Annotated in this window: 11 protein-coding genes and 1 tRNA gene; 3 read left to right on the top strand and 9 right to left on the bottom strand. The window is 67.1% G+C overall.

The features are described from left to right. Positions 1–184 precede the first annotated feature (184 nt). Together ACMZPQ_RS15240 and ACMZPQ_RS15235 are read left to right on the top strand one after the other, a co-directional pair. Positions 185–3,010, top strand: a complete 2,826-nt coding sequence (locus ACMZPQ_RS15240; RefSeq protein ID WP_197583187.1) for a TonB-dependent receptor domain-containing protein — start codon at positions 185–187, stop codon at positions 3,008–3,010. Between the two features lie 130 nt (positions 3,011–3,140). Beyond that, the gene (locus tag ACMZPQ_RS15235) at positions 3,141–4,562 is read left to right on the top strand and encodes a basic amino acid/polyamine antiporter (protein ID WP_197584410.1); all 1,422 of its coding nucleotides are present in this window, start codon (positions 3,141–3,143) and stop codon (positions 4,560–4,562) included. A 91-nt stretch (positions 4,563–4,653) separates the two neighbouring features. On the opposite strand, the gene ACMZPQ_RS15230 is transcribed toward ACMZPQ_RS15235, so the two are convergent. The 9 genes from ACMZPQ_RS15230 to ACMZPQ_RS15190 form a co-directional block, all read right to left on the bottom strand. Then, entirely contained in the window at positions 4,654–5,622 is a 969-nt protein-coding gene (locus ACMZPQ_RS15230) for an alpha/beta hydrolase (RefSeq protein ID WP_414485996.1), read from the bottom strand. Positions 5,623–5,765: 143 nt separating this feature from the next. Beyond that, positions 5,766–5,842: transfer RNA gene (locus ACMZPQ_RS15225), tRNA-Asn, on the bottom strand. 22 nt (positions 5,843–5,864) lie between these two features. Next, the gene (gene rlmH / locus ACMZPQ_RS15220; protein ID WP_197584414.1) at positions 5,865–6,335 is read right to left on the bottom strand and encodes a 23S rRNA (pseudouridine(1915)-N(3))-methyltransferase RlmH; all 471 of its coding nucleotides are present in this window, start codon (positions 6,333–6,335) and stop codon (positions 5,865–5,867) included. Positions 6,336–6,400: 65 nt separating this feature from the next. Next, positions 6,401–6,811, bottom strand: a complete 411-nt coding sequence (gene rsfS / locus ACMZPQ_RS15215) for a ribosome silencing factor (RefSeq protein WP_005418109.1) — start codon at positions 6,809–6,811, stop codon at positions 6,401–6,403. Positions 6,812–6,869: 58 nt separating this feature from the next. Further along, positions 6,870–7,535, bottom strand: coding sequence for a nicotinate-nucleotide adenylyltransferase (gene nadD / locus ACMZPQ_RS15210; protein WP_197583897.1), 666 nt, complete (start codon positions 7,533–7,535; stop codon positions 6,870–6,872). A gap of 3 nt (positions 7,536–7,538) precedes the next feature. After that, on the bottom strand, positions 7,539–8,576 hold the full coding sequence (holA, locus tag ACMZPQ_RS15205; protein ID WP_197583898.1) for a DNA polymerase III subunit delta: 1,038 nt from the start codon (positions 8,574–8,576) through the stop codon (positions 7,539–7,541). A gap of 9 nt (positions 8,577–8,585) precedes the next feature. After that, positions 8,586–9,170, bottom strand: a complete 585-nt coding sequence (locus ACMZPQ_RS15200) for an LPS-assembly lipoprotein LptE (RefSeq protein ID WP_197583899.1) — start codon at positions 9,168–9,170, stop codon at positions 8,586–8,588. 135 nt (positions 9,171–9,305) lie between these two features. Continuing rightward, entirely contained in the window at positions 9,306–11,948 is a 2,643-nt protein-coding gene (gene leuS, locus ACMZPQ_RS15195) for a leucine--tRNA ligase (protein ID WP_197583900.1), read from the bottom strand. Positions 11,949–12,053: 105 nt separating this feature from the next. Beyond that, positions 12,054–12,656 carry a DUF998 domain-containing protein gene (locus ACMZPQ_RS15190; RefSeq protein ID WP_197583902.1) on the bottom strand — a complete coding sequence of 201 codons (603 nt, stop codon included), beginning with the start codon at positions 12,654–12,656 and terminating at the stop codon, positions 12,054–12,056. Positions 12,657–12,779: 123 nt separating this feature from the next. Between ACMZPQ_RS15190 and trxA the strand changes: the two genes are divergently transcribed. Further along, entirely contained in the window at positions 12,780–13,637 is an 858-nt protein-coding gene (trxA, locus tag ACMZPQ_RS15185) for a thioredoxin (protein WP_197583903.1), read from the top strand. Positions 13,638–13,715: the final 78 nt, after the last annotated feature.

Raw genomic sequence — 13,715 nt, 5'->3', positions numbered from 1 at the left:
GCCCGGCAGCCTGCCGGGCCGGCCCGCACTCCCGAAATGCCAAACTCGGCAAAGTTTGCGGTCAAACGTTACGGATTAAGCAAAATTTCACTACTTCGTCACCCGTCGGAAACCTAGATTGGCCCGTCCCGGATCTTCCGGAGACAGCCCTCAACGCTACGGTTTTCCAGTTAGGAGAGAAGCTGTGAAACACCTGATCCAACGGCCCGCCAGCCGCCGCCGCTGCACCCTGGCATCGTCCATCACCCATATCCTTACCGGCGGCACCCTGCTGCTGGTTGGCGCCGTGGCTTCCACCTCCGCCTTCGCGCAGGAAAAGGCCACCAACCTTGACCGCATCACGGTCACCGGTTCGAACATTCCGCGCACCAACACCGAAACACCGTCCCCGGTGCAGGTGGTGACCCGCCAGGAAATCGACCGCACCGGCAAGACCACGGTTGCCGAATACCTGCAGACCCTGACCGCCGACGGTTCCGGCTCGATCCCGAAGACCTTCGGCAACGGCTTCGCCGGCGGTGGCGCCGGCATCTCGCTGCGCGGCCTGGGCGCGGGCTCGACCCTGGTGCTGTTGAACGGCCGCCGCATGGCCACCTACGGCCTGGCCGATGACGGCCAGAAGGTCTTCACCGACCTGAGCACCATCCCGCTCGACGCGGTTGAACGCGTGGAAGTGCTGAAGGATGGCGCCTCGGCGATCTATGGCTCCGATGCCATCGCCGGCGTGGTCAACATCATCCTGCGCAGCGACTTCCAGGGCGGCATCCTGCGTGCCTCGTACGGCACCTCCGGCGACGGCGACGGCAACGCGAAGAAGGCCACCCTGACCGCCGGTACCGGCGACCTGGCCACCGACGGCTGGAACGCCTTCTTCAGCCTCGACGTCGGCAAGACCGACGCGATCAAGATCAGTGACCGCAAGAACCGCAAGTGGATCGGCACCGGCGACATCCGTCCGTGGGGTTACGGCAACAACGCCCAGTTCCTCGGTGGCGCCTACCTCAATGGCCGCACCAGCGGTGGCGTGGGTCCGAACGGCTCGGTATATGACGACCGCGTCCCGCCGGGCACCTCGGCCCAGCTCGTGCCGCTGCCCGGCTGCCAGGGCCTGACCACCATTCCGGGCCAGACCGACGCCTCGGTGGCCGCACAGGGCTGCCTGTGGGATCCGAACCAGCTGTACCGTGACCTGACTCCGGAAGAGAAGTACGTCAACGTGTTCGGCCGCGCCAGCTTCGCCTTCGGCGAAGGCGGCGAGATCTACACCGAGATCGGCTACTCGAAGAAGGAAACCATCTTCAGCAACACGCCGTCCGGCGTGTCCGGCAGCTGGGGCTATCCGCTCGGCCCGCGCAACGCCAGCAGCGGCCCGGGCGCCGTGGTGCTGTCGCCGACCCATCCGGACAACCCGATTCCGGGCCAGGCCTCGCGCCTGCGCTACTCGGCCTGGGATGTCGGCCCGCGCGTGACCGACAACACCAACGAGTTCAACCGCTTCCTGGTGGGCGTCAAGGGCAACTGGGGTGACTGGAGCTACGACACCGCGTACCTGCACTCCGGTACCGATCTGGTCAACAAGCGCACCGGCTTCCTGCGCTACAGCGCCGTGCAGTGCGCGCTGGGCAATCCGAACTGTGCCGGCGGCGTGTGGCGTATTGGCGACAATGCCAACCTCAACTCGCAGGCGCTGTACGACTACATCTCGCCGACCATCAGCGCACGCGCCAAGTCCAGCCTGGACATGTTCGACTTCACCGTGTCGCGCAGCCTGATGGACCTGAAGGGCGGTCCGCTGGGCCTGGCGATCGGTACCGAATGGCGCAAGACCAGCAACAGCCTGACGCCGCAGACCTACACCGACCAGGGTGACATCATCGGCCTGGGCTATTCGGCCTACGACGGTACCCAGAATGTCTACGCTGGCTACGTCGAACTGTCGGCACCGGTGCTGGAGCAGCTGGAACTGTCCGGCGCGCTGCGCTACGACAAGTACGAAAGCGGCGAAGGCAAGGCGACGCCGAAGCTCGGCATCAAGTGGACCCCGGCCGACTGGATCGCACTGCGTGCCAGCTACGCCGAGGGCTTCCGCGCGCCCAACCCGGCCGAGAACGGCGACGGTGGCCTGGCCGCCTTCTCCAACGCCCGCGATCCGGTGCGCTGCGCCGCCAGCCCGCCGGCCGATGTCGGCACCAACTGCAGCTCGCGTCCGGTCGCGATCATCACCCGCCCCAACAAGGACCTGAAGCCGGAAGAGTCCAAGAGCTACTCGGTCGGTATCGTGCTGCAGCCGACCTCCACCACCTCGATGACCGTCGATGCCTGGCAGATCAAGCGCACCAACGAGATCGCCCAGGGCTCCACGGCCGATGCCATCGCCGCCGGCAATGTGCTGCGTGACATCGACCTGATCAACGGCATCGCCGGCACCGGCAGCATCCTGGCGGTCAACACCGCGTACATCAATGCGGCATCCACGCGCGTGCGCGGTATCGATACCGATATCCGCCAGACCTTCGACATCGGCCCGGGCCAGCTGGAAATGGACCTGCAGTGGAGCCATGTGCTGAAGTACGAGCGCACCGACTCCGACCAGACCTTCGACTATGCAGGCACCCACGGCAACTGTGACGTGACCAACTGCATCGGTACGCCGAAGGATCGCATCAACTTCGGCACCACATGGCGCCAGGGTCCGTGGAGTGTCAGCGGCGTGGCCAACTACATCTCCAAGATGGACAACAAGGATTTCCGTGGCCCGGAGGGTTCGTACCAGTTCTCGTACGCCGATGGTACCGACGTCACCAAGATCTCCTCGTTCACCACCTTCGACCTGTCCGGCCGCTGGAACATCACCGAAGCGTTCGAGCTGAATGCCTCGGTGCAGAACGTGTTCGATCGCATCGCTCCGCTCGATCCGACCACCTACGGTGGCGTGAACTACAACCCGCTGCACTTCAGCGGTGCCATCGGCCGCTACTTCACCGTCGGCGCCAAGTACACCTTCAAGTAATACCGCTCAACGCAGTACCCTCGAAGGCCCGGGCACCTGCCCGGGCCTTCGTCGTTGCAGGCCCCTTGCGCACCTGTTCACGGGCACACCGCTACCGTGTGGGCGCGGTATCACCGCCGCAGGGGACAACATGGCCGCGACCTCACAACGCCTCGGGCTGCCCGCGTTGACCGCACTGGTGGTCGGCTCGATGGTCGGCGCCGGCATCTTTTCACTGCCGCAGAACGTAGCGCGCAGCGCCGGACCGGCGGCGGCACTGCTCGGCTGGGCGGTCAGTGGCGCCGGCATGCTGATGCTCGCCTTCGTGTTCCAGGCCCTGGCCAACCGCCGGCCCGATCTCGATACCGGCATCTACGCGTATGCGCGCGAGGGCTTCGGCAACTACATCGGTTTCTCCGCGGCGTGGGGCTACTGGGTTGCCTCGGTACTGGGCAACGCCAGTTTCTTCGTGCTGATCTTCAGTGGCCTCGGCCACTTCATGCCGGTTTTTGGTGAAGGCAACACGCCTGCAGCGGTCGCCGCCTCGTCCCTGCTGTTGTGGACCGTGCACCTGCTGGTGCTGCGGGGCCTGCGCACCGCTGCCATCGTCAACGGGCTGGTGACGGTGGCCAAGCTGCTGCCGATCGCGCTGTTCCTGGTGCTGGCGGCCGGCGCGTTCCGCCTGGACGTGTTCCGTGCAGATTTCCTTGGTACGCCCGCGCTGGGTGATCTGGGCCAGCAGCTGCGCGGCATGATGCTGGTGACCGTGTGGGTATTCATCGGCATCGAAGGCGCCAGCATCTACTCGCGGCGCGCCGCCCGCCGTGCCGACGTCGGACGCGCCACGGTGATCGGTTTCGTCGGCGTCTGGTTGCTGCTGGTGCTGGTCAGCGTGCTGTCGATGGGCGTGCTGTCGCAGGCCGAACTGGCCGGGCTGCCCAATCCGTCGATGGCCTATGTGCTGCGCGCGATCGTGGGCGAATGGGGCGCGACGGTGATCATCGTCGGATCGATCATCTCCGTGCTGGGCGCACTGCTGGCCTGGGTGCTGCTGTGCGCCGAAGTGCTGTACGCCGCGGCAGGCGATGGCACCATGCCCGCCTTCCTCGGCCGCGAGAACGCGCGCGGCGTGCCGGCCAATGCGCTGTGGTTGAGCAACGGGTTGATCCAGGTATTCCTGCTGCTGGTGCTGGTCAATTCCGGCAGCTACACCGGGCTGGTGCTGCTGGCCGCCTCGATGAGCCTGGTGCCGTACCTCCTGTCCACTGCGTTCGGCGTGCAGCTGGCCTGGCGTGGCCAGGCCTACGCAGGTGAGCCGGGCGTGCGCTGGCGCGATTTCGTCGTTGCCCTGCTGGCCAGTGCCTATGCACTGTGGCTGGTGTATGCCGGCGGCCTCGACAACCTGCTGCTGTCGGTCCTGCTGTACGTGCCCGGCGTGGTGCTGTTTGCGTTCACCCGGCACCAGCGCGGCGAAACGGTATTCACGCGCTGGGAGTGGGTGCTGTTCGGCGCCATCCTGGTTGTGGCGATCGCTACGTTGGTGGCGTATGCCAAAGGCATCCTGACCCCGTAGCGCCGAGCGTATGGCGGTCGCCTGCGAATCGTAGCGTCGAGCTTGCTCGACGGATGGATCGTGGCAGCACAGCCGTCGAGCAAGCTCGACGCTACGGTCCCGGCTTCGGCAGCATGCCGATGTCCTGCATCCAGCGCTGGGCCAGGTGCGGCCATGCCGCCACCGGCGCATCCTTCAAGCGCAGCCCGAAGGCGTGGCCGCCGCGTGCGAACAAGTGCATTTCCACCGGCACCCCGGCATCGATCAACGCCTGGTAATAGGCCAGTGATTCGCGCACGTCATCGGTGCGATCGTCGGTGGCCTGTGCGATGAACGTCGGCGGCACCGTGTCATCCACAACGATGTCCTTGACCAGCGACAGTCCCTTTCCGTGCCCCGCCCACAGGTGCCCGGAATACATCACCATCGCGAAATCCGGCCGGCTGGGTTGTGCATCGGCGGCGTCGACCGGTGAATAGCTGCGGCGCGCGTGCGTGCTCAGGCCAGCCACTACATGGCCACCGGCCGAAAAACCGATCACCCCCACCCGTTGCGGGTCGATTCCCCACCGTGCTGCCTGCGCGCGCAGCAGGCCCATCGCACGCTGTGCATCCTGCAGCGCCATCGGCACCGATGGGATGTCGCGGCAATTGCAGTCATGGTTCCAGTTCGGGCCGGATGCCGGCACGCGGTACTTCAGCAGTGCGCAGGTGATGCCCTGCGCGGTCAGCCAATCGCAGATCTCGCTGCCTTCCAGGTCCATCGCCAGCACGTTGTAGCCACCGCCCGGCACCACCATCACCGCGGTTCCATTGGCGGCGCCCTGCGCGGGAAACAGCGTGAGGGTGGGCACGGCCACGTTCTGCAGCATCAGCCAGTGCTCGCCGCTGGCTTTGGAGATCGTCTCACTGATCTGCTCGGGGCCTTTCAGTTTCGGCGGTGCCTTTACCTTGCCATCCGGCCACAACGGCAGTTCCGTGGCGCCCTGCGGCGGGTGCCAGGTCGGTGGTGCCGCCGTTGCTGTGGCGAACGGCAGCATGGCAAGCACGAGAGAGCCCAGCAACAGGAGTGCGCGCACGATCAACATCCTTGGTCGATGACGCTGCATTGTAGAGTCGAGCTTGCTCGACTGTCGTGGCCCGATCAGTCGAGCAGTCGAGCAAGCTCGACTCTACTTGGCACAAAAAAAAAGACCTGCATCTTGCGATGCAGGTCTCTTCAAGGTGGCGCCCGAAGTTGGACTCGAACCAACGACCCCCTGATTAACAGTCAAGTGCTCTAACCGGCTGAGCTATTCGGGCAGACGACTAGTATAACCACTCTTCACGCGCGATGGTAGGGGTGATTGGCAATCATTGCGGCGGCCCGATACAACTGCTCGGCCACCACCAATCGCACCAGCATGTGCGGCAGCGTCAGCGGTCCGATCGACCATTTTTCATCGGCCAGCGCGGAGACTTCCGCCGAATGCCCTTCCGGGCCGCCGATCAGGAAGGCAAGGTCCCTGCCCTGCCCGCGCCAATGCTCCAGGCGCTGCGCCAGCTGTTCGGAACTGAGCTGGCGGCCCGGCACGTCGAGCGCCACCACGTAGGCATTCTTCGGCAACGCAGCGATCACCCGCTTGCCTTCGTCTTCGGTGGCGCGGCGCGCATCGCGTCCCTTGCCACGCAGGCCGGGTTCGATTTCCACCAGTTCGAACGGCAGCCAGTGCGACAGCCGCTTCTGGTACTCGGCAAAGCCCTGCGCGACCCAGCTGGGGGCGCGTTCACCGGTGGCGATCAGGCGGGCTTTCATCTACGCATTCTCCAAAACGTCGACGGCGCCATCGGCGCCGTCGAAGGGATGCATCAACGTGCGGCTCAGGCCACTTCGTCGTCGCTGGACGGCGGCTGGTCGCCCACGGTCCACAGGCGCTCAAGTGCGTAGAACTCACGCACGCGCGGCAGCATCACGTGCACGATCACGTCGCCCAGGTCGACCAGCACCCACTCGGCTTCGCGCTCGCCTTCAACACCCAGCGGCATCACGTCGATGTTCTTGGCGAAGCGCACGACTTCATCGGCGATCGACTTGACGTGGCGGGTCGAGGTGCCCGACACGACGATCATGTAATCGGCAACGCTGGACCGGCCGCGCACATCGATCTCGACCAGGTCCTTGGCCTTCAGGTCTTCGGTGGCTTGGCGGACGCTGGCCAGCAGTTCCGGCACGGACGGCGGCGGGCTGGGCAGATCGACCTTGATGGTCTGGGGCTGGGTCTGGTTGCTCAAAGTGGATCGACTCGATAAACGTGGGGGCGATTATACGGGCAAGCCGGGGCGGCGGCATTCACGGCGTAGCGGAGCGGTACAGGCCGTGCGCGGCGACGTAGTCGGCCACGGCCGGTGGCAGCAGCGCCCGCCAGGGGCCGCCGGCGCCGATCTGTGCACGCACGGCGCTCGCCGACTCCGCGCGCAGCGGATGGTGCAGGCGCAGGATTCGGCCGGCGGGGCTGGCAAACAGGGCCTGCTCGTTATCGGCCCACCGGCCTTCCAGCGCGCGCCCCAGTTCGCCATCGACCGATGCCTGCAGCGGGCTGCCGGGGCGTTCGGCCACGACGAAATGGGCCAGCCCGAACAGGCACTCCCATTCGTGCCAGCTGGGCAGGCCGAGCAGGCTGTCAGCCCCCACCAGCCAGGCCAGGGGCCGGCTGGGACCCAGTTCGCCACGCAGTTCACGCAGGGTGTCGACCGTGTAGGACGGACGGCCCGGAAAGCGTACGGCGCGATCCAGTTCACGGTGGTCCAGCAGCAACCCCGGCTCGTCGCCGATGGCCAGCGACAGCATGGCGAAACGCTGCTCGGCGGTCGCCCCGGGCACCGCCCGGTGCGGCGGGTCGGCGGCAGGCAGCAAGCGCACCGCCACCTGCAGTTCGTCGCGGGCGGCGCGCGCGATCGCCAGGTGCCCGAGGTGCACCGGATCGAAGGTGCCCCCGTAGTAGATCCGCAGGCTCATCGCTCAGGCCCGCGCCAGCAGGCGCACGGCACGCGGTTCGGCGACGGCCACCAGCAGGCGCTCCAGCGCCAGCCAGGCATCACCGTCGGCGCGCCCCTTGGCGATGCGGTCGACCAGCCCGGCTTCGGCCACGAAGCGCTCCCAGCGCTTGCCTTCCGGGTGCCGCTGCAGCGCGCGTTTGTAAGGCGCCTGCCGCGACTCCCAGATGCCACGCGATTTCATCTCGGCAGCCAGATTGCCGCCCCGTGCCTGCACGCGGGCCAGGCCGGCCCCGGCCAGCAGCTCACGGATCACCATCGGCATCAGCGCGGCCACGGCTTCGCCTTCGCCGCGCAGGCCGGCCAGCATGCGCAGCACCGCCGGCGGTTGGCCCGAGAATGTGGCTTCCAGCAGCCGGAACACGTCGTAGCGGGCGGCATCAGCGACCAGTGATTCCATCCGCTCCACGTCCAGCGGCTGGCCATCGGCCAGCAATGCCAGCTTGTCGATCTCCTGCGCAGCGGCCAACAGATTGCCCTCGACCCGCTCGGCCAGGCGCTGCACCGCAGCCGGGTCGGCACGCAGGCCCTTGCCGCGCAGGCGGCGCTCGATCCAGTCCGGCAGCTCGTGCGGCTTGATCGCCCAGGCCACCGACAGCACGCCGATGCGGTTGACCGCCTCGGCCCACTTGCCCTGGTGGGCCTTGCTCCATTCGTTGGCGGTGATCATCAGCACCACGTCCGGCGCCGGGTTGGCGCAGAACTGGCTGATCACCTCGGCCCCGTCCTTGCCTGGCTTGCCGCTGGGCAGGCGTACCTCGACCAGGCGGCGGGCACTGAACAGGCTGGGCGCGTTGAAGCTGGCGTCGAGCTGGTTCCAGTCGAAATCCCGGCCATCGGCGTCGAATACCTCGCGCTCGCCGATGCCGGCGCCGCGCGCGCGCGCGCGGATGGCGTCGGCCGCCTCCAGCACGCGCAGGGTTTCCGGGCCGGCAATCAGGTAGACCGGCGCCAGCGGGGTATCAGCGCCCTGGCTGGCCAGCTGCTCCGGACGCAGTTCCATCGCCGCGGCTCAGTGCTTGGCTGCGGGAACCGGCTCGGCCGGCACCGCGCCGTCAACCGGCTTGGCCTTCGGTGCCGACAGGCTGCCGCCCTTCTCCAGCTCGGCGCGGACCACGCTGTCGATGCGGCGGATGATCGAGGCGGACATTTCCCGGCGCAGTTCATCGGCCAGGATCTCGCGTTCGGTGGTGGTACCGGTGGCGTCGGTCGGCGGCGACACGTAGTCGCGCGACAGTTCGATCACCTGCTGCGGCACCAGTTCGCTGCCGTCCTCGCGACGGAAGATGAAGATCACCGCGTAGCGCAGGCTGTATTCCTGGGCACGGCCCTGCGAGTCGATGGCGATCGGCAGGTCACCCCAGCGCTCGGACAGCACCTGCAGCTGGGTACTGGGTCCGGTGCTGTCCTCGTCGGCCAGCCTGGCGCCGGACGCCAGCAGGCTGCGGTTGAGCAGCTTGACCAGTTCACTGTAGGGCGCGGTGGACACCACCTTCACCGGTGCCGTGTCGGTCGGCAGCATCAGCTTGTTGCGCAGATGGAAACCGCAGCCGGCAAGGCCGAGGACAAGAACGAGGGCAAGCAGGATTCGGGTCATGTAGACAGTCTGGCGGAGCCGGGCGATCACGGCAACACACAGCGTGCCCGAAGCCGCGTGAATGCAGGGCCATCAAGCGCAGGGCCCGGCACCGGAAAAGCACCGGCCATCAGCTGGATGGCCGGTGCGGGTACATCAGGCAACGACGATGTTCACGATCTTGCCCGGCACGATGATGATCTTGCGCACCGTCAGGCCTTCCATGAACTTGGCCGCGTTCGGCTCGGCCAGGGCCAGCGCCTCGACCTGCTCGCGTGCGGCATCGGCGCCCACCTCGATGGTGCCACGCAGCTTGCCGTTGACCTGCACGGCCAGGGTCAGCGCGTCGCGCACCAGTGCGCTGGGGTCGGCCTGCGGGAACGGCTGGTCTTCCAGCAGCGTCTCGCCATGGCCCAGCACCTGCCACAGCGCGTGGCTGGCATGCGGGGTGATCGGGTTCAGCAGCAGCACGACCGCCTGCAGCGCTTCCTGGCGCACGGCACGCCCCTGTGCACTGCCGTCCTCGAACTTGGCCAGCGCGTTCATCAACTCCATCACCGCGGCAATCGCGGTATTGAAGCTGTGGCGGCGGCCGTAGTCGTCACCGACCTTGCCGATGGTCTCGTGGGTCTTGCGGCGCAGCGCCTTCTGGTTGGCATCCAGCGCGGCCACGTCCAGCGCCGGGGCGGCACCGTCGGCGGCATGCTTCTGCACCTGCACCCACAGGCGGCGCAGGAAGCGCGCCATGCCGTCCACACCGGCCTCGTTCCACTCCAGCGACTGCTCCGGCGGCGCGGCGAACATCGAGAACAGGCGTACGGTATCGGCGCCGTACTTGTCGACCATCGCCTGCGGGTCCACGCCGTTGTTCTTCGACTTGGACATCTTCTCGGTGCCGCCGACCACCACCGGCTGGCCGTCGGCGATCAGGGTGGCACCGGTGATGCGGCCGCGCTCGTCGCGCTGCACTTCCACATCGGCCGGATTGATCCAGTCCTTGGAGCCGTCCGGATTCGGGCGGTAATAGGTTTCGGCGATCACCATGCCCTGGCATAGCAGGTTGCGTGCCGGTTCGTTGCTGTCCACCATCCGCGCGTCGCGCAGCAGCTTGTGGTAGAAGCGGAAATACATCAGGTGCAGGATCGCGTGCTCGATGCCGCCGATGTACTGGTCGACCGGCAGCCAGTAGTTGCCGCGCTTGTCGACCGCGTCGCGGGCGCCCGGCGAGGTGTAGCGCGCGTAGTACCAGCTCGATTCCATGAAGGTATCGAAGGTGTCGGTCTCGCGCTCGGCAGCGCCGCCGCAGTCCGGGCAGGTGGTCTTGCGCCATTCCGGATCGGTCTTGATCGGCGAACCGGTACCGGCGAACGCCACGTCCTCCGGCAGCACCACCGGCAGCTGTTCTTCCGGCACCGGCACCGCACCGCACTTGGCGCAGTAGATCACCGGGATCGGGCAGCCCCAGTAGCGCTGGCGGCTCACGCCCCAGTCGCGCAGGCGGTAATTGACGCGGCGCTGGCCCTGCGCCTTGCGCTCGAAACGTTCGGCCAACGCTTCGAAGGCGCCCTGGAAGTCCAGGCCATCGAATTCGGCCGAGTTGACCAGTTCGGTCTGGCGGCTCTTGTCGCTGTACCAGTCCTGCCAGCGCGTGCCATCCCAGTTGCGCTCGTCGTCGTTGCGCGGGTCCTTCAGGGCGATGACCTGCACGATCGGCAATCCGTACTTGTTGGCCACTTCGTTGTCGCGCTGGTCATGGCCGGGCACGGCCATCACCGCACCGGTGCCATAGCCCATCAGCACGAAGTTGGCGACCCACACCGGCACCTTCTCGCCGGTGACCGGATGGATGGCGCGCAGACCGGTATCCATGCCGCGCTTTTCCTGGGTCTCCAGCTCGGCCTCGGACACACCGCCCTGCTTCATTTCCGACAGCAGCGCAGCCAGTTCCGGGTTGTTCTTCGCCGCGTGCAGCGCCAGCGGATGTTCGGCGGCGATCGACACGAAGGTCACGCCCATCACGGTGTCCGGGCGGGTGGTGAAGACGCGCAGCGGGTCCAGCACGGCGCCGTCGACATCACGCACGTCGAACTGGATTTCCAGGCCTTCGGAACGACCGATCCAGTTGCGCTGCATGGTCTTGACCGATTCCGGCCAGCCTTCCAGCTCATCCAGGCCATCCAGCAGTTCCTGGGCGTAATCGGTGATGCGCAGGAACCACTGCGGGATCTCGCGCTTCTCGACCAGGGCGCCGGAGCGCCAGCCGCGACCGTCGATGACCTGCTCGTTGGCCAGCACGGTCTGGTCGACCGGGTCCCAGTTCACCACCGCGTTGCGGCGGTAGGCCAGGCCCTTGCGCATCAGGCGGGTGAACATGCGCTGCTCATGGACATAGTAGTCCGGGCGGCAGGTGGCGAATTCGCGCGACCAGTCGACCGCATAGCCCATGGCCTTGAACTGGCCACGCATGTGCTCGATGTTCTTGTAGGTCCACGCCGCCGGCGCGGTCTTGTTCTTGATCGCGGCGTTTTCCGCCGGCAGACCGAACGCGTCCCAGCCCATCGGCTGCAGCACGTTGTGGCCGGTCATGCGCTTGAAGCGGCTGATCACGTCGCCGATCGTGTAGTTGCGCACGTGGCCCATGTGCAGCGCACCGGACGGGTACGGAAGCATCGACAGGCAGTAGTACTTCGGCTTGTCCGAAGCCTCGTCGACTTCGAAGGCACGAGTGGCGTCCCAATACTGCTGGGCGGCGGATTCAACCTGCTGCGGGTCGTAGGCGTTGGTTTCAGCGCTGGTCATGGAACACGCGGATGCGGCGGCAAAGCGGTACAGCGTACCGCAGTGCGGCATATGGCTCCAATCCTGCCCGTCGACCGCAGGCGCCCGGCCTACCCCGGGGCAGTCTCAGCGCGGGCGCGACAGCGGCACGGCCAGCACCAGCCAGGCCGCCCAGCAGGCAAAGGCCAGCCGTTGTGCCAGCGGCGCCGCCAACACGCCCTGCAAGGCAAAAGCCGCCAGCGCGGCCAGCACGCCCAAGGCGACAGCCGCCACGCCCAATGCACGGCCGTGGGCCTGGCGCAACCCGGAGATACCCAGCAACAGGGTGCCGGCGACGAAGCCCAGCACCCAGATCATCCAGGCGCTGGCGTGCAGCTGGCTGGCCGGCCCATGCAGGTCGTCCACATCCAGCGGCAGCAGGCCCATCGCGGCAAACGCCAGCCCGGCCAGCAGCAGCATCTGGCTGCCGACCCGCGGCGCCCAGCCCGCGGTGGCCGGCAGGCGTCGGCGCAGGCCCTCGGCCACCACCACCGCCAGCACGCCCGGCAGTACGAAGCCCAACAGGTTGAACGCCAGCGCATGCGGCACCCCCTGTGCCCCCAGCAGCGCCACCGGATGACGGGCCTGCGCGTAGCCGTCCAGCGCCGCGCCGAAACCCAGCACCGCCAGCACGAACAGCAGCCCGGCAAACAGGCCGGACAGGCGCAACAACGGGGACAGGGGCGACATGCAGGCTCCGGAAACAACGGCGACGGGAAGGCCGCATTGTCAGGCATTTGCCGCAACCCGGGTTGAGACCGACATCGATCGTCACCATAGAATCGGTCTCCAGATGCCAAACGATGCCTCCCCATGACCGAGACGACCTACGTATTCGACGCCACCACTGCGACCTTCGAGGCCGAAGTCCTGCAGAAGTCGCTGCAGACGCCGGTGCTGGTCGATTTCTGGGCCACCTGGTGCGGCCCGTGCAAGACCCTGGGGCCGATGCTGGAAAAGCTGGCCGCCGAGTACAACGGCGCCTTCGAACTGGCCAAGGTCGACGTGGACAAGGAACAGCAGATCGCGGCGGCGTTCCAGATCCGCTCGGTGCCGACCGTGTTCCTGGTCAAGGGTGGGCAGCTGGTGGACGGTTTCCCCGGCGCCATCCCGGAAGGCCAGCTGCGTGAATTCCTGGCCCAGCACGGCGTGGTGCCTGCCGATATCGGCGATGCCGGGGCCGAAGACGAGGCACCGCTCGACCCGCAGGCCCAGGTGGACGTGCTGCGCGCGCAGATCGCCGCCGAACCGGACAAGGACGAGCTGAAGCTCGACCTGGCGCTGGCCCTGCTGCAGATCGGCGGCGTGGATGAAGCCGGCACGCTGATCGACGGCCTGCCCGCCAACCTCGCCACCGACGACCGCGCCGTGCGCGCCCGCGCCCGCCTGTCCTTCGCCGCCGCGCTGAAGGATGCGCCCGCTGCCGAAGTACTGGATGCACGCATCGCCGCCGACGGCAGCGACCTCAGGGCCCGCCACCTGCGCGGCGTGCAGCTGCTGCTTGGCGGCCACGACGAGGCCGCGCTGGCGCAGTTCCTGGAAATGCTGCGGATCGATCGCAGTTTCGAGGAAGGCCTGCCGCGCAAGGCGCTGATCGACGCCTTCAATGTGATCTCCGACGAGGACCTGGTGGGCCAATACCGCCGCAGGATGGCATCGCTGCTGTTCTGAACGGGAGCCGGCTTCGTTCAGAATCCCTGCATTGCAGGCGGGCAATAATGCGCTCGATGGCGGCCCTACCGCCGCCAC

Origin of the sequence: Stenotrophomonas maltophilia, from assembly GCF_047497515.2 — a bacterium.
Taxonomy (GTDB): domain Bacteria; phylum Pseudomonadota; class Gammaproteobacteria; order Xanthomonadales; family Xanthomonadaceae; genus Stenotrophomonas.
The sequence above is the reverse complement of the archived record's forward strand: the minus strand, read 5'-3'. Positions and strand labels throughout refer to the sequence as shown.

Coding starts and splice junctions, on each gene's coding strand:
- ACMZPQ_RS15235 (WP_197584410.1), top strand. CDS start 3,141: ATGGCCGCGACCTCACAACGCCTCGGGCTGCCCGCGTTGACCGCACTG.
- rlmH (WP_197584414.1), bottom strand. CDS start 6,335: ATGAAAGCCCGCCTGATCGCCACCGGTGAACGCGCCCCCAGCTGGGTC.
- nadD (WP_197583897.1), bottom strand. CDS start 7,535: ATGAGCCTGCGGATCTACTACGGGGGCACCTTCGATCCGGTGCACCTC.
- holA (WP_197583898.1), bottom strand. CDS start 8,576: ATGGAACTGCGTCCGGAGCAGCTGGCCAGCCAGGGCGCTGATACCCCG.
- ACMZPQ_RS15200 (WP_197583899.1), bottom strand. CDS start 9,170: ATGACCCGAATCCTGCTTGCCCTCGTTCTTGTCCTCGGCCTTGCCGGC.
- leuS (WP_197583900.1), bottom strand. CDS start 11,948: ATGACCAGCGCTGAAACCAACGCCTACGACCCGCAGCAGGTTGAATCC.
- ACMZPQ_RS15190 (WP_197583902.1), bottom strand. CDS start 12,656: ATGTCGCCCCTGTCCCCGTTGTTGCGCCTGTCCGGCCTGTTTGCCGGG.
- trxA (WP_197583903.1), top strand. CDS start 12,780: ATGACCGAGACGACCTACGTATTCGACGCCACCACTGCGACCTTCGAG.